The sequence below is a fragment of the Herminiimonas sp. Marseille-P9896 genome, from assembly GCF_903993245.1.
Lineage (GTDB): Bacteria > Pseudomonadota > Gammaproteobacteria > Burkholderiales > Burkholderiaceae_D > Oxalicibacterium > Oxalicibacterium contaminans.
Window position 1 is genome coordinate 716401 of sequence record NZ_CAJEVT010000001.1, and the last position, 14322, is coordinate 730722.

A 14322-nucleotide genomic window follows, 5' to 3' on the forward strand; every position below is an offset into this window, starting at 1 on the left:
TTAGTGTGCCTGGCCGCATACCACGCATTTGGCATTACGTTTGACCTTGATGCTGCTCCATTCCATGGAACGCGCATCCAGCAATAGCAAACGTCCGGCCAGTGATTCACCGATGCCAACGATGAGCTTCAATGCTTCTGCTGCCTGCATGCTGCCGACGATACCGACCAATGGTGCAAAGACACCCATGGTGCCGCAATTCACATCTTCGAATTCCTGGTCTTGCGGGAAGACGCAGGAGTAGCAGGGAGCTTGTGCGTCACGCTGATCGAATACGCTGATTTGCCCGTCGAACTTGATGGCGGCACCGGATACCAGCGGTACTTTATTGGCGACGCAGGCACGATTGACGGCATGACGCGTGGCAAAGTTATCGCAGCAGTCGAGTACCACGGTCGCACTACGTACCAGCTCGTCCAGACGCTCACCGGAAACGCGTTCTTGCAGCGCCACTACTTCTATGGTCGGATTGATTTCTTCCAGTGTCTGCTTGCCGGATGCAACCTTGGCCTGCCCCACACGTTGTGTGGTGTGCAGGATTTGTCGCTGCAGGTTGGTCAGGTCTACCGTGTCGTCATCGACCAGCGTGATGGTGCCTACGCCAGCCGAAGCCAGGTAATAAGCAGCGGGCGAACCGAGGCCGCCAGCGCCTATGATGAGGACATGGGCTGCCAACAGTTTTTCCTGTCCTTCGATATCGATTTCATCGAGCAGGATGTGACGTGAATAGCGCAGGAGTTGCTGGTCGTTCATAAGTAATCCGTATAGCGTGGTGCGGCAGAAAAGCAGTCGGGACAATCAAAAAAAGCCGCATCGCTGCGGCCTTTTTTGTTAGCGGTCACGACTATTTTTTGTCGCCGTTTTTCGGTTCTGCTTTAGGGTCTGTCTTGGGCTTGTTGATGCCGGGTTCTTCTTTCTTCGGCTCAGGTTTCGCTTTGGACAGCACTACCGGCAAACCTTTCAAGTGGTTCAGGGCTTGCGTCAACTGGAAGTCATCCTTGCTACCGAATTCCAGTGGTTTGCGTTTTTTCTCGAGCGCAGCCAGGCGTTGCTCTTCTTCCAGTTCATCGACAGCGGCGTGTACTTCAGGGCCTTTGTCTTTGTCATTGGACAGATGCTTTTGCAAGTCTGCTTCGCGCAGGCGCAGGCCGTTCAGGCCATCGCCATCTGCGGTTTCATCGACCATCAGATCCGGCACGATGCCTTTGGCCTGGATCGAGCGGCCGTTCGGTGTGTAGTAACGCGCGGTTGTCAGCTTGACTGCGGTATCGGCAGACAATTGACGTATGGTTTGTACCGAACCTTTACCGAAGGTCTGGGTGCCCATGATGGTGGCGCGCTTGTAATCCTGCAAAGCACCGGCCACGATTTCAGACGCGGATGCCGAACCGGAGTTGACCAGGACAACCATAGGGATTTTTTTCAATGCTTCCGGCAATTTGGCCAGCGGGTCACCAACCGAACGGCTTGCATAGAATTCGCGGCGCGCATAGAAGCTCGCTTTGGAATCCGGCAATTGACCATTGGTCGAAGTCACGACCACGTCTTTGGGCAGGAATGCGGCAGACACACCGATCGCACCTGGCAATACGCCACCCGGATCATTGCGCAGGTCGAGTACCAGGCCTTTGAGGTTAGGGTCTTGTGCGTACAGGGTCGCGATTTTCTTCGCCATATCGTCTACCGTCGGCTCCTGGAATTGCGAGACGCGCAGCCATGCATAGCCTGGCTCAACGATTTTTGCCTTGACGCTTTGAACGCGGATTTCCTGGCGCGTGATGGTGATGATGATAGGTTTATCTTCATCCTTGCGCGCGATGGTCAGCGTGATCTTGGTATTTGGTTCACCACGCATGCGCTTGACTGCTTCGTCCAGCGTCATGCCTTTGACCGGGGTTGAGTCCAGGCGGGTGATCAGATCGCCTGCCTTGATGCCAGCGCGATAAGCAGGTGAGTCTTCGATAGGGGAAATGACTTTGACGTAGCCGTCTTCCATCCCGACTTCGATGCCGAGGCCGACAAACTTGCCTTGCGTGCCTTCACGCAATTCCTTGAATGCTTTCTTGTCGAGGTAGGCAGAGTGCGGATCCAGCGATGACACCATGCCGGAAATCGCTTCGGTCAGGAGTTTCTTGTCGTCGACTGGCTCGACGTAGTCCGATTTGATGAGTCCGAATACTTCGGACAATTGGCGTAATTCTTCCAGAGGCAAGGGCGTACCGGCGGCATTTTTTTGCGCCATCGCGTCCAATTGTGTCCCCATCGCGATCACGCCGGCAACCATGCCTAAACCGACCAGTCCGATATTCTTGAGTTTCGTTCCCATGTTCACCTAATAGTTACCCAACTGAGCGGGTCAAACGCACGGCCTTGGTGCCGCATTTCAAAGTATAAACCTGATTGCTCATTGCCGCCGCTATTACCTGTGCTGGCAATGACGTCGCCGGATTTGACGGTGTCGCCAGCGTGTTTTAGCACGGATTGATTATTGCCGTAAATCGTCATGTACTGCCCGCCGTGGTCAACAATGATCAAATTGCCAAATCCGCGCAGCCATTCCGCAAAAACGACGCGACCAGCTGCCACTGCCTTGACTTCGCTGCCTTCCTCGGCGCGTATGAACAAGCCTTTCCAGCTTGGGCCGTCGCCCCGTTTGCTGCCGAATTTGGCGACCAGGTCACCGCGTACCGGCAGGCGCAAACGTCCGCGCAGAGCGGCAAACGCTCCGTCTTGGACGCCAGCGTCAGGTGTGAGTTCATTGCGCGCCAGGGTTTTGCTAGGCGGTTCGTCGTCTTCTATCGCGTCCGGATTGCTGATTTTGCCGTTGGCGGTACGGTCGGGAGTATTGCGGGCTTTGGCCTGCGCCTGGCGTTTTTCACGTTCGGCCTGGGCGCGGGCGATGCGTTCCTGGCGGCGCTTTTCGGCAGCTGCGGCTTCCGCTTTGCGCTGTTCCTGGATCAATACCGCCAGCTTGTCGACCAGGCTGGAGAGACGACGCTCGTCACGTTCGATGGCACCGACTTCCTTGCGCTGCGCCGTTAATTTGCTGGAAAGTTGCGCCAGCAGGGCAGAACGCTGGGCTTTTTCCTTTTGCAGGATGGCATGCTGTTCGCGCGCTTCGGTGGCGATTTCATCCAGTTCCTGCTTGGCATTTTGTACTTCAGCCTGGTTTTCTTCGATCGCAGCCAGGTTGGCGCGCAGTGATTCGATCAGGGTTGCCTGTGCACGCGAGACGTAACCCATGTATTGCAACTCGCGGTTGATGCGGTTCGGGTTGTCACCTGAAAGCAGCAATTTGATGCGGTCTTCATTGCCAGCAACGTATTGTTCGCGCAGCAGCTTGGCCAGCTGGGTTTGCTGGGCGTCGACAATTTTCTGTAGCGCTGCTTGTTGCTTCGATAACTCACCGAGCTTGGCTTCGGTTTGTCTTTGCTCCTGCGCCAGGTCGTTCAGATTGCGTTTGGCATCGGAAATGGCTTCTTCCGACTGCGCCAGCGCATCGGCGGCATAGCTTTTGGCGGTTTCGGTCTTGTCTATGCTGCGTTTCAGCGTGTTGAGCTTTTGGCGCAGGTCGGCGCGTTCGGTTTCGGCAATCTTCTTTTGTTTGCTGCGGTCGGTCGCTTTTTGCGCGTGGGCGTAATCGGCCAGGCTGAAGCACAGTGCCAGGGCGGAGAGGGCGGCAAAAATGCGCATGCCCGTGCGGCCTGGCTGGTGCTGGCTGACGGGCATGGCAGATTTGCTGTTAGTGCGTGTTAGCAATGAAATGAGCACTGCGATTACTTGCTTGGTCCATGGCTGGCGGCGGCCTGGACAGCTGCCTGCAGTGATTCCTGGTCGCCCAGGTAGTAATGTCGTATCGGTTTCAGGTTTTCGTCCAGTTCATAGACGATAGGACGGCCGTTTGGAATGCTGAGTGAGACGATGTCCTGGTCGCTGATATCGTCGAGTATCTTGATCAGCGCGCGCAGGCTGTTGCCATGAGCAGAAATGATGATTTGTTTGCCGGCACGTATCGAAGGCACGATGGTGTCGTTCCAGTATGGTTCCACGCGCAGCAAGGTGTCTTTCAGGCATTCGCCCAGCGGAATTTGTTCGCGCTGCAGATGGGCGTAGCGTGGATCATCAAACATGGTACGAGGATCGTCTTCCGCCAGGTGTTTCGGCGGGATGTCATAGCTGCGACGCCATTGTAAAACCTGGTCGGCACCGTATTTCTCAGCTGTTTCGGCCTTGTTCATGCCTTGCAGCGCGCCGTAATGGCGTTCGTTCAGGTGCCAGTCGCAGACTACCGGTATCCACATCAAATCCATCTCGTCGAGCGCAATCCAGAGGGTGCGGATGGCGCGTTTGAGGACGGAGGAATAGGCCAGATCAAACGTAAAGCCTGCTTCACGCAGCAATACACCAGCATGTTTGGCTTCGTTGCGACCTTTTTCCGTCAAGTCGACATCGGCCCAGCCGGTGAAGCGGTTATCGAGGTTCCATGTGGACTCGCCGTGGCGCATCAATACGATTTTGTACATGGTTCAATTAGATAATTAATGGTTTTTTGATGCAAAATGCCGAATCCGAATTGTATTCGGTCTTCTATTTTATAATGCGAACACTCTTTCAACTAATTGGATCACCGTGAAATTCTTCCTTGATAACATTTTCCTCATCGGTATTATCATTTTGTCCGGCGGCGCTTTGGTCGCGCATACCCTGCAACGCGTAGGTGCAAAAGTTACCGCATTGCAAGCAACCCAAATCATTAACCAGGGCAAAACACTGGTCCTGGACGTGCGTTCCGCAGCTGATTTCGCAGCTGGCCACATCCGCGATGCGAAAAACATCCCATTGAAAGAATTGAAAGGTCGCGTGGCGGAATTGGAAAAATTCAAAGGCCGCCCGGTGATCGTCGTCTGCAACAAGGGCTTGCAATCGAACAAAGCAACCGCACTTTTGAAAAAAGAAGGCTACGCCGAAGCCGTTAGTTTACTCGGTGGGCAGGATGCTTGGCAATCGCAAGGCCTGCCGGTCACAAAGTAAGAAGGAGTAATGATGACTGCGCATGTAGTGATGTATAGCACCGGAGTTTGCCCTTATTGCACGATGGCAGAACGCCTGCTGACCGCCAAAGGCATCTCGAATATCGAAAAAATCCGTGTCGACCTTGATCCGGCGCAACGTGCTGCCATGATGGAAAAGACCGGCCGCCGTACCGTGCCACAAATTTATGTGGGCGAGACCCATGTCGGCGGTTTTGACGATTTGAACGCGCTTGAGCGCCAGGGCAAGCTGGACGCCTTGCTGCAAAGCGCGTAAGCGTATAAATTCTTTTATTTGCAAGTAAGCAGGAGGGGTGATCCCCTCTTTATCTAATCCTATTGAAAGTGCTTCATGGCTGACGAAAATCTGCAACCTTTATTCCAGATCCAACGTGTTTACCTGAAAGATCTGTCGCTCGAACAACCGAATTCCCCAGCCATCTTCCTGGAACAGGAGCAGCCAAATATTGAAGTCGCCGTAGATGTAGGCGCACAACCGCTGGCCGAAGGCATCTTCGAGTCGACCGTCACGATTACCGTTACTGCGAAAATTGCAGACAAGACTGCGTTCCTGGTTGAAGGCAAACAAGCCGGTATTTTCGAAATCCGCAACATCCCTGACGAACAACTGGATCCACTGCTCGGCATCGGTTGCCCGAACGTGATTTATCCATACCTGCGTGCAAATATCGCTGATGTGATTACCCGTGCCGGTTTCCCGCCAGTACATCTGAGCGAAATCAATTTTGAAGCGTTTTACCAGCAACGTCTGGAAGCCCTGGCCAAGCAGCAAGCTGAAAGCAGCCCTGGCATCGTGATGGCAGACGGTTCGGCAGCAAGACACTAAGTTTTCAATTTGCCTGCAGGTGCGTTGCCGAACGCACCTGCAGCGCGCCAGACTCTCCCTAAGGTGATTTATGAAATGGTCCGCCCCGTTTATTCCTGTTTTGCTGGTGACCATGCTGGGTACGAGTGCCGCGTATGCGGTTGAGTACAAATCCGTAGGTAACAATCCTGCTGTGCTGTACAACGCGCCGACCGAAAAAGGTCGCAAAGTGTTTGTCGCGCCGCGTGGCATGCCGGTCGAAGTTGTGCTGACGCAGACTGGCTGGAGCAAGGTACGTGACGTTGCAGGCGATCTGGCCTGGGTAGAAGCGAAGGCTCTGAGCGCCAAGCGCAATGTGGTCGTGACGGCCGCCAATCTCAAGCTGCATGCAGCAGCAGAAGATGCATCCGCTGTGGTGGCAACAGCCGACAAAGGCGTGTTGCTGGAGCTGGTCGCGCCACCTGCTGCGGGCTGGGTCAAGCTCAAGCATCGTGATGGGCAGACCGGTTTTGCCAAATCCAGTGAAGTGTGGGGCGAGTAAGCGCCGCATGAATATTTCTATACTAGGCGCAGGTGCATGGGGTACGGCTTTGGCGATGTCGCTGGCCGAACGTCATAGCGTCATGTTGTGGGGCCGCGATGCAGGCGTAATGCAGGCGGCGCAAGAGGCGCGCGAGAACGTGGCCTATCTGCCTGGTTTCCGTTTCCCTGACAGCCTCCTGCTCGGTTCCGATCTGGATGCCGCGATAGCGCATGTGGGCAACGATGGCTTGCTGATCGTGGCAACTTCGCTGGCTGGCTTGCGGCCGTTGACGATGCAATTGCGGGCCTATGCCATCCCGAATCTGGTCTGGCTGTGCAAAGGCTTCGAAGAAAAAACACATTTATTGCCGCATCAAATCGTGCATGAAATTCTCGGTGATGCGGTTCCTGCTGGCGCCTTGTCCGGACCTTCGTTTGCGCAGGAAGTTGCGCGTGGTTTACCGTGCGCACTGGCGATTGCATCGGATAGCGCCACCTTGCGTGAGCGTGTGGTGCAAGTCGTGCACAGCCCGGCCATACGCATATACGCGACCGATGATTTGACAGGTGTCGAAGTCGGTGGCGCAGTAAAGAATATCCTGGCGATTGCCACCGGCATCATTGATGGCCTCGGCCTTGGTCTGAATGCACGTGCCGCTTTGATTACACGCGGCCTGGCTGAGATCACGCGTCTCGGCGTGGCGCTGGGTGGACGTGCTGAAACATTTAATGGCCTGGCGGGTATGGGTGATCTGATTCTGACCTGTACCGGTGATTTATCGCGTAATCGTAAAGTCGGACTTGGCCTTGCCGCAGGCAAGAAGCTGGCGCAGATTGTGACTGAACTGGGTCACGTGGCCGAAGGTGTGCGTTGTGCGCAAGCAGTGCGTGAGCTGGCACGGGAGCACGGCGTCGATATGCCGATAGCGGATGCGGTAGCGGGAGTACTATTTGACGGCGACTCGCCGCGTGACACGGTCAAGCGTTTGCTGTCCCGCGATCCACGCGATGAAATCGCCTGAAGCATCAGCCAACCCCTGGCTTGTTCTGCGGTAGTGCCGTCCGGCGCTGCCCGCTTTTCCCCTCAATGCTGCAAGAGCAGCGTCAATAAAACCGACGAGTCTTCCAGCGCATGCAGCGAATGTTTCTCGCCACCTGCCAGATACACCAGTTCACCGGCGCGCAGGGTTTGCGTGGATTGATGTGCGTGTAGCTCGATTGCGCCTTCCAGGCACTGAATAGTGACCGCGCCCGGAACCGAGTGCTCGGGCATGCCTTTGCCGCATGGCAGTACCAGGCGCATCAATTCGAGTTGCGGGGTTTTGAACAAGGCGTTCGAGACGGAGCTGGAGATGCGGGTGCCGAGTGGGCGTATATCGATCAACTGGCCGGATGTTGCATGCGGTAGAGCCATAATGTTCTCCTCTAGCTGTTGTCACGTGTGTTACGAGTAACGAGCGTCCCGCATTTGTTATAACAAACAAAACGGGCAGGAGCAATCGGCAAACCTATTGTCGATAGATTCAGTCGGGTATTTGCTGTTGCCCGCGGATGCTGGGCGGCTTATTTTTCTTCCGGTTCTGACAACTTGGTTTGCAGCAAACGTTTCAATTCTTGCCGTTGTCCGGAAATGGATTTCTGATGCGGGCCGCCGACACGCTGCTTGGCGGCGAGTGCGACGTGATTGCGCGGTTTCAGCGCTTTTTGCGAGGGCTCTATGCGTATCGTGAGCTTTTGTCGTTTCGCGAGTGCTTTATTGGCCATGATGTAAATAAGGCCCGCGCGGGTAATCCATGCGGGCCCTCATCTTACAAGACGTAACGTGACAAATCTTCATTCACTGACAATGCGCCCAGTCTTTCATCTACATAAGCTGCAGTAATCGCCAGCGTTTGTTCCGGGCTGTCGGTCGCGGAAAATGAAATTTCTTCCAGTAATTTTTCCATCACTGTGTACAGGCGACGTGCGCCTATGTTTTCCGTTTTTTCGTTGACCGAGTAGGCGATTTCCGCCATGCGCTTGATACCGTCCGGCGCGAACTCTATCTTCACGCCTTCAGTGCCGAGCAATGCTTCGTATTGCTTGGTCAGGCAGGCATCAGTGCTGGTCAGGATGCGCTCAAAGTCTGCGATCGACAGCGATTCCAGTTCGACGCGGATAGGGAAACGTCCCTGCAGTTCCGGGATCAGGTCTGACGGTTTGGCCAGATGGAAGGCGCCGGACGCGATGAACAGGATGTGGTCAGTCTTGATCATGCCGTACTTGGTGTTGACGGTCGTCCCTTCGACCAGTGGCAGCAAGTCACGTTGCACACCGGCGCGCGAAACATCAGCGCCGCCGTTTTCCGAACGGGTGGCGATCTTGTCGATTTCATCGAGGAAGACGATGCCGTTTTGCTCAACGTTGGTGATGGCTTTCTGCTTGAGCTCATCTTCGTTGACCAGCTTGCCCGCTTCTTCTTCGATCAGCAGCTTCATCGCTTCCTTGATCTTGACCTTGCGCGCCTTTTTGCGTGTGCCGCCTACACCTGAAAACATGGATTTGATTTGTTCGGTCATTTCTTCCATGCCCGGTGGCGCCATGATTTCCATGCTCGGGCCAGCTTCGGCCAATTCAATTTCGATCTCGGTATCGTCCAGCGTGCCTTCACGCAAACGCTTGCGGAAAGTCTGGCGAGTCGCATTGCCGCTGGCATTGCTGTCCGGCGTGCTGCCTGACGACGATGGGTGGAAGCCGAAGTCGCGCGCCGGTGGCACCAGGATGTCGATGATGCGGTCTTCTGCGGCATCTTCGGCACGTGCGCGTACCTTGCGGGTTTCTGCTTCGCGGGTTTGCTTGATGCCGATGTCGATCAGGTCACGGATGATGGTGTCGACGTCACGGCCGACATAACCGACTTCGGTGAATTTGGTCGCTTCGATTTTGATGAAAGGCGCATCTGCCAGTTTGGCCAGGCGACGCGCGATTTCAGTTTTACCGACGCCGGTCGGGCCTATCATCAGGATGTTCTTAGGCGTGATTTCGTGACGCAAAGGCTCGGCAACCTGCTGACGACGCCAGCGGTTGCGCAGTGCGATCGCGACGGCGCGTTTGGCGCGGCCTTGTCCGACGACATGTTTATCGAGCTCTGAAACGATTTCCTTCGGTGTCATATTCATGATGTTTTTCGCAAAATTTACAGGGTGCGTATTAACGTATTCGGTCTGCGCTGCGGATATTAATCCAGCGTTTCTATGATGTGCGACAGGTTGGTGTAGATGCAGAGTTCACCCGCGATGGTCAGTGATTTTTTGACGATGTCTGCGGGAGACAAATCGGTGTTTTCCTGCAGTGCCTTGGCCGCCGATTGTGCGTAAGTACCGCCGGAGCCGATCGCGCCTATGCCGTCGTTCGGTTCGAGTACGTCGCCATTGCCGGTAATAATGAGGGTAGTTTCTTTATCTGCAACCAGCAGCATCGCTTCCAGGCGGCGCAGCATGCGGTCGGTACGCCAGTCCTTGGCCAGTTCGACCGAGGCGCGCATCAGATGGCCCTGATGCTTTTCCAGCTTGCTTTCAAAACGTTCCAGCAGGGTGAAGGCATCGGCGGTACCGCCTGCGAAGCCGACCAGTACTTTGCCGTTGTAGACCTTGCGCACTTTACGCGCAGTGCCTTTCATGACGATATTGCCTAATGTGACCTGGCCATCGCCGCCGAGTGCAACAATGTTGCCGCGACGTACTGACAGGATGGTGGTGCCGTGAAATTGTTCCATGCTTGCCTCTGAAATGAAGTGCCGAGCTGATGAATAATCGCGCCTTGCGCGGAGATTCATGAAAAAGTGGGGGCGGCCTGAGCGATTACAAGTCGAAATTGTGCCGCATACGGGCACGGATTTCAGTTTTTACGGGGGACGATGCGTACGCTGTCGGTCATGCCCATGACATTACACAATGCCACGATGAAGTGGTTCGGGCTATGCAATTCTATGGTTTTGCCACTGCTGATCAGCGGCATCAGGTCACCGAACAGGCGTCCGGCGGCGTTGAAATCCATGCGTGTGAGCTGGCTGCAGTCGAGGATGACCGGGTTATGCGTATGTGCATAAGCGGCAATATTCTGCCCCAAGGTATCGCTGCGCGCGTCTATCAGGACCGGCATCACGAAATGATCGCTGCTGGTTTCGTCGGCTGCCGCTGTCTCTTCGTGATCCGTTGTTACTTTGTCTTGTGGCGATACAAAGGCAGGCGGCGACACTTCAAAGGTGATGCAGTAATCGATGCTGCGCTCTTCAAAGTCGGCTTCACGGTTCAACAGGCGCAATACTTCCAGCAGTAGTAGCCACGGTGCTTCGGTTTCATCGCGGCGGCCGACCAGCAGGATGGCCTGGATTTTTTCCGCCAGCTCCGGTGCGCCGACCAGTATCAGTTTGTGTCCGGATTTTTGCAGACGCTTCAGTATATTCAGCAGCAGGCCACAGCCAACCGGATCGACCTGCGTGACACGTGCAAATTCCAGCTTGAGCACAGGGCTCATTTCGGCCAGGTTTTTGATGCGTTCCAGTTGCTTGATAATCCCGGCGTCGAGTTTGGCCGGGAAGGCGATGCTGGGGATGGTGTTATTGCGTGCCACCGGTGCCTGACTGTTTTCAGCGCTGCCACCTACACGCCACGTCGGTGGTGACATTTCGAATTTGTTGGCAAATTCTATCGACAGGTTTTCAAATAAATCGCGTTGGCCGGTGACCTGGTACAGGTCGAACAACATGCCCCATACCGTTAATCGGGCCTCACCAGATGAGTCTTCGGCGATGGCATTGAGCAGTACCGGTTCTATCAGGTCAGTCTGGCCGTTGGCAAACAGGATGGCGGCTTCTTCTATGACCAGCGGAGCTTCTGATTTGGAAATGGCGACCGGGCCGATGACGGTTTCTGCGCCGAGCAGGAAGGCGGTACTGGCACCCATGATGTCGGGCAGCATCGAGGGCTGGCCCAGATGGGTTGCGGTGTCAGGGACTTTGGTGGCCTGGGTATCGGGGCTGCGGACGTTGGTGTTGAGGAATTGGCTGGCAGGCCCGGGCATGGTGTTGCCGCTGAAGGGCAGCGGCTTGACGAATTCCGATGACATTTCTGATTCGATGGCATCGATTTTCATCGCAGTGGCGTGTGCCGCCATGCGCTGTACGTAGTCGTTTTCGTTTTTTGCCTGGACGCGCGAGTCTTCGCGTTTCTTTTGCGAAGATTCCGCCTCAGTCGGCTTGCGAGCCGGCTGTTTATCCTTCTTGCCAAAGAGCGAGAAAATCCCCACGTCTATCCTGGTAAGCAATGGCGTGCAATTCTGAGGAGCACGTCAAGTTGTAAGAGGCCTCTTTCGAGGCGGCACCAAAAAATCTGCTTAAAGGTAACACAGGTTAGCAGTAAGCGACCTGCCGATGAGGGCAGGTCACTAGTGTAGCCAAAATTCAGGCTACCGCGATACAAAACGGCTTAAAAACTGGTACGTACACCAACAATCAGGCTGCGGCCGGACAACGGTGCCACTTCGCGTAATACCGAAGTTGATAGTCGTATATCTTCATTCAGCAGATTTTTGGCGATCGCAAACCAGGTGATAGGTGTCGATTGGAAGTTTTGCGTATAAGACAGATTGGCATCGACCTGGGTATAGGACGGTGCGGCATAGGTCTCAAAACTGGCCAGGCGGTTCTGTTTCTCTGCATGCAAAACCTTCAGGCCGGAGCGCCAGTTGCCTTCGCGGTAGCCGATCTCTCCGCCGAAGCGGGTGGTCGGCTGCAGGGGCAGGTTGCCAGCGCCGCTCAAAGTGCCGCGCGAGGTGTCGGCAAAGGTGCGCCATGAGAAGCCGTTGCCACGCAGGTTGTAGCTGACCTCGGCTTCCAGGCCGCGGATGGTGGCGTCGTTTTGCGACCAAAAGCGTTGCAGGAATTCGCCGGTAGGGTCAGCATCACCGTGGTCATCCACCATGGTGCCGTCGGTGCGTCCATAGACATAGTTTTTCACGCGGTTCTGGTAGGCATTGGCTTTCCAGCGCAGCAGGCCTTCGGTCTTTTGCAGGCTCAGCTCGATATTGCGTGAAGTTTCCTTGCGCAGATTGGCGTCGCCAATATCGTAGGTGGCGGTCGATTCATGCGGGCCGTTCGAATACAGTTCTTCGATAGCTGGTGCACGCTGTGCCACCGATGCGGTCAGGCCGAGGCCGTAACCCTGGGTAAAGGTCCACAAACCGCCGAGCGAGTAGGAGCCCAGGTTGAAGTCGCGTTGCACCAGGCCGGAAGCTGCATCCGGACGACGTTTGACGGATTCGATACGGGCACCGGCGCTGGCGCGGACCGGACCGAAATCACGCTCTTCGACCAGGAAGCCTGCAATCGTCTGGCTCTTGGTGACCGGAACCGTGGCGTGGCTGTGGCCATGGCCGTGATCATCATCTACCGGCAAGGCCGAGAACTCCGAGTTTTCGGTTTGCAGGCCGAAAGTGCCGCGCCAGCCTGCGAGTGGCTTATGCGTTAATTCCCAGCGTGTTTCACTGGCCTTGTTTTTGAACTCGGTTGCTGGTGTGCCGTCTTCCAGGTTTTCCGTGTGCTTGTAGTCGGTGTAGCCGAGCTTGAAGCGGAAGGACTCAAAATTTTCAAATGGATTCTTGATCAGGCCAGCGACGTCGTAGCGGGTTTGCTTCTGTGTAATGTAGGACTTCTCTTCGGTCGGGATGCCGTAGCGATTGTCGTCCGCGCCGACCGACGCACCGATGTAGCCCCAGTCCTGGATGTAGGAAGCACCAAAGCCTACGCTGTTGGAACGCGCATACGAGTTGGGCAGGCGACCTGAACCCTGGGCAGGATCGCTGGCATTGGCGTAACCGGGGATCTTGTAGTCATCTGCATCACGTGCATTGCCATCGACATGCAAGCCGATAGCGCCAGCTGCACCATCGATCGAGAAAGATCCATTTTTCATTTTGTCGGCAGTACCGAAGCGGGCTTCCGCCTCACCGGTCGGTTTGCTGTTGAGTATGGTCGGAATGCGGTCATTCACGATATTGACCACGCCGCCGATGGCGCCGGAACCGTATAGCAATGCCGCCGGGCCGCGCAGGATTTCAATCTGGCGCGCGGTCGCCGATTCGCCGACCACCGCATGGTCGTTCGACAGGCTGGATGCATCCATGACCGACATGCCGTTTTGCAGGATTTTGACGCGTGGGCCTTCCATGCCGCGGATGATGGGGCGCGAAGCACCGGCACCGAATGCCGAAGCCGATACACCGAGCTCTTGCGACAGGGTGTCGCCTAATGAGTTGCCGAGCTTTTCACGCAGTTCATCGCCATACAGCACTTTGGCGGGCGCCATGATTTGTGCGTTTTCTTCATTGCTGAAAGGCGAGGCGGTGACGACCACGGACGGCAAGATTTTTTCCTGCTCTTGCGCAAGAGCGGAGTTGGAGAGGGAGGCAAGCGCGGACAGAACGGCGCTGGCCAACAGGGTACGTTGGGCGATCATGTTACTTCCTTGAAAACGAATGTATGCGAGTGCAATTCAGACGGCGTCTGATTGCAGCAGGAGATGGTTACGTTTACGCCGCTGGCGGGGCGCGGGAAGAGAAGTGACAGAGTAGTGGTGCATCCCACGAAATGTAGGCTGCCCACAGTGCGAGTACCCGTACGCTGGTTTGCAGTACGGGAGAGAAGGGTAGCAGTGGCGCGCCATCGGCCAGCGCCATGCCATCGAACAGGATACAGGAGTGTGATTTATCGCCAGCGTATTCCAGCTCCGCTACTGCGGTGCCGTGCTCTTCCATCTGGTGGTGCTGGATGCTGCCCCAGTCTGCGTGTTCTATCCGGTGCCGCAAGCCCATCCACTGCGCAAATAGCACGAGCGCGACCAGCAGTGCGGCGAAGCACAGGCGGCGAGTCGTGTTGGCAGATGATGGGAGGACGGATTTCACGTTGAA

The 14322-nt window shown here is 55.6% G+C and carries 16 protein-coding genes; 5 read left to right on the forward strand and 11 right to left on the reverse strand.

The genetic code is table 11. The features are described 5' to 3' along the window. From H7U06_RS03495 to gpmA, 4 genes are all read right to left on the reverse strand, one after another. The gene (locus H7U06_RS03495; RefSeq protein ID WP_175624793.1) at window positions 1–753 is read right to left on the reverse strand and encodes a molybdopterin-synthase adenylyltransferase MoeB; all 753 of its coding nucleotides are present in this window, start codon (window positions 751–753) and stop codon (window positions 1–3) included. Window positions 754–844: 91 nt separating this feature from the next. Further along, window positions 845–2326: a S41 family peptidase gene (locus H7U06_RS03500; protein WP_175624794.1), complete on the reverse strand. Its 1482-nt coding sequence runs from the start codon at window positions 2324–2326 to the stop codon at window positions 845–847. A gap of 2 nt (window positions 2327–2328) precedes the next feature. Further along, a complete protein-coding gene (locus tag H7U06_RS03505) occupies window positions 2329–3693 on the reverse strand; it encodes a peptidoglycan DD-metalloendopeptidase family protein (RefSeq protein ID WP_175625205.1) in 1365 nt (454 codons plus the stop codon). Between the two features lie 83 nt (window positions 3694–3776). After that, window positions 3777–4523, reverse strand: coding sequence for a 2,3-diphosphoglycerate-dependent phosphoglycerate mutase (gpmA, locus tag H7U06_RS03510; RefSeq protein WP_175624795.1), 747 nt, complete (start codon window positions 4521–4523; stop codon window positions 3777–3779). A gap of 106 nt (window positions 4524–4629) precedes the next feature. On the opposite strand from gpmA, the gene H7U06_RS03515 reads away from it, so the two are divergent. From H7U06_RS03515 to H7U06_RS03535, 5 genes are all read left to right on the forward strand, one after another. Next, window positions 4630–5031, forward strand: coding sequence for a rhodanese-like domain-containing protein (locus H7U06_RS03515; RefSeq protein WP_175624796.1), 402 nt, complete (start codon window positions 4630–4632; stop codon window positions 5029–5031). Window positions 5032–5043: 12 nt separating this feature from the next. Further along, window positions 5044–5307: a glutaredoxin 3 gene (gene grxC, locus H7U06_RS03520; RefSeq protein WP_175625206.1), complete on the forward strand. Its 264-nt coding sequence runs from the start codon at window positions 5044–5046 to the stop codon at window positions 5305–5307. Between the two features lie 75 nt (window positions 5308–5382). After that, window positions 5383–5877 (forward strand): protein-export chaperone SecB, encoded by a 495-nt coding sequence (gene secB, locus H7U06_RS03525; protein ID WP_124574369.1) that lies wholly within the window; start codon window positions 5383–5385, stop codon window positions 5875–5877. A 70-nt stretch (window positions 5878–5947) separates the two neighbouring features. Next, a complete protein-coding gene (locus H7U06_RS03530) occupies window positions 5948–6397 on the forward strand; it encodes an SH3 domain-containing protein (RefSeq protein WP_175624797.1) in 450 nt (149 codons plus the stop codon). A gap of 7 nt (window positions 6398–6404) precedes the next feature. Further along, window positions 6405–7400 (forward strand): NAD(P)H-dependent glycerol-3-phosphate dehydrogenase, encoded by a 996-nt coding sequence (locus H7U06_RS03535; RefSeq protein ID WP_175624798.1) that lies wholly within the window; start codon window positions 6405–6407, stop codon window positions 7398–7400. A gap of 62 nt (window positions 7401–7462) precedes the next feature. Here H7U06_RS03535 and H7U06_RS03540 read toward each other — a convergent pair whose 3' ends face one another. The 7 genes from H7U06_RS03540 to H7U06_RS03570 all read right to left on the reverse strand — a co-directional run bounded on the left by H7U06_RS03540 (window position 7463) and on the right by H7U06_RS03570 (window position 14316). Beyond that, entirely contained in the window at window positions 7463–7792 is a 330-nt protein-coding gene (locus H7U06_RS03540; RefSeq protein ID WP_124574372.1) for a cupin domain-containing protein, read from the reverse strand. Between the two features lie 149 nt (window positions 7793–7941). Then, complete coding sequence (locus tag H7U06_RS03545; protein ID WP_175624799.1) at window positions 7942–8142, reverse strand: hypothetical protein; 201 nt, start codon at window positions 8140–8142, stop codon at window positions 7942–7944. 44 nt (window positions 8143–8186) lie between these two features. After that, entirely contained in the window at window positions 8187–9536 is a 1350-nt protein-coding gene (gene hslU / locus H7U06_RS03550; protein ID WP_175624800.1) for an ATP-dependent protease ATPase subunit HslU, read from the reverse strand. A 59-nt stretch (window positions 9537–9595) separates the two neighbouring features. Next, a complete protein-coding gene (hslV, locus tag H7U06_RS03555) occupies window positions 9596–10132 on the reverse strand; it encodes an ATP-dependent protease subunit HslV (RefSeq protein WP_175624801.1) in 537 nt (178 codons plus the stop codon). Window positions 10133–10254: 122 nt separating this feature from the next. Next, window positions 10255–11664, reverse strand: coding sequence for a hypothetical protein (locus tag H7U06_RS03560; RefSeq protein WP_254873120.1), 1410 nt, complete (start codon window positions 11662–11664; stop codon window positions 10255–10257). Between the two features lie 179 nt (window positions 11665–11843). Further along, the gene (locus H7U06_RS03565; RefSeq protein WP_175624803.1) at window positions 11844–13871 is read right to left on the reverse strand and encodes a TonB-dependent receptor; all 2028 of its coding nucleotides are present in this window, start codon (window positions 13869–13871) and stop codon (window positions 11844–11846) included. A gap of 73 nt (window positions 13872–13944) precedes the next feature. Continuing rightward, complete coding sequence (locus H7U06_RS03570) at window positions 13945–14316, reverse strand: hypothetical protein (RefSeq protein ID WP_175624804.1); 372 nt, start codon at window positions 14314–14316, stop codon at window positions 13945–13947. Window positions 14317–14322: the final 6 nt, after the last annotated feature.

Coding starts and splice junctions, on each gene's coding strand:
- H7U06_RS03545 (WP_175624799.1), bottom strand. CDS start 8,142: ATGGCCAATAAAGCACTCGCGAAACGACAAAAGCTCACGATACGCATA.
- H7U06_RS03530 (WP_175624797.1), top strand. CDS start 5,948: ATGAAATGGTCCGCCCCGTTTATTCCTGTTTTGCTGGTGACCATGCTG.
- gpmA (WP_175624795.1), bottom strand. CDS start 4,523: ATGTACAAAATCGTATTGATGCGCCACGGCGAGTCCACATGGAACCTC.
- H7U06_RS03505 (WP_175625205.1), bottom strand. CDS start 3,693: ATGCGCATTTTTGCCGCCCTCTCCGCCCTGGCACTGTGCTTCAGCCTG.
- H7U06_RS03540 (WP_124574372.1), bottom strand. CDS start 7,792: ATGGCTCTACCGCATGCAACATCCGGCCAGTTGATCGATATACGCCCA.
- H7U06_RS03565 (WP_175624803.1), bottom strand. CDS start 13,871: ATGATCGCCCAACGTACCCTGTTGGCCAGCGCCGTTCTGTCCGCGCTT.
- hslV (WP_175624801.1), bottom strand. CDS start 10,132: ATGGAACAATTTCACGGCACCACCATCCTGTCAGTACGTCGCGGCAAC.
- H7U06_RS03535 (WP_175624798.1), top strand. CDS start 6,405: ATGAATATTTCTATACTAGGCGCAGGTGCATGGGGTACGGCTTTGGCG.
- grxC (WP_175625206.1), top strand. CDS start 5,044: ATGACTGCGCATGTAGTGATGTATAGCACCGGAGTTTGCCCTTATTGC.
- H7U06_RS03500 (WP_175624794.1), bottom strand. CDS start 2,326: ATGGGAACGAAACTCAAGAATATCGGACTGGTCGGTTTAGGCATGGTT.
- hslU (WP_175624800.1), bottom strand. CDS start 9,536: ATGAATATGACACCGAAGGAAATCGTTTCAGAGCTCGATAAACATGTC.
- H7U06_RS03495 (WP_175624793.1), bottom strand. CDS start 753: ATGAACGACCAGCAACTCCTGCGCTATTCACGTCACATCCTGCTCGAT.
- secB (WP_124574369.1), top strand. CDS start 5,383: ATGGCTGACGAAAATCTGCAACCTTTATTCCAGATCCAACGTGTTTAC.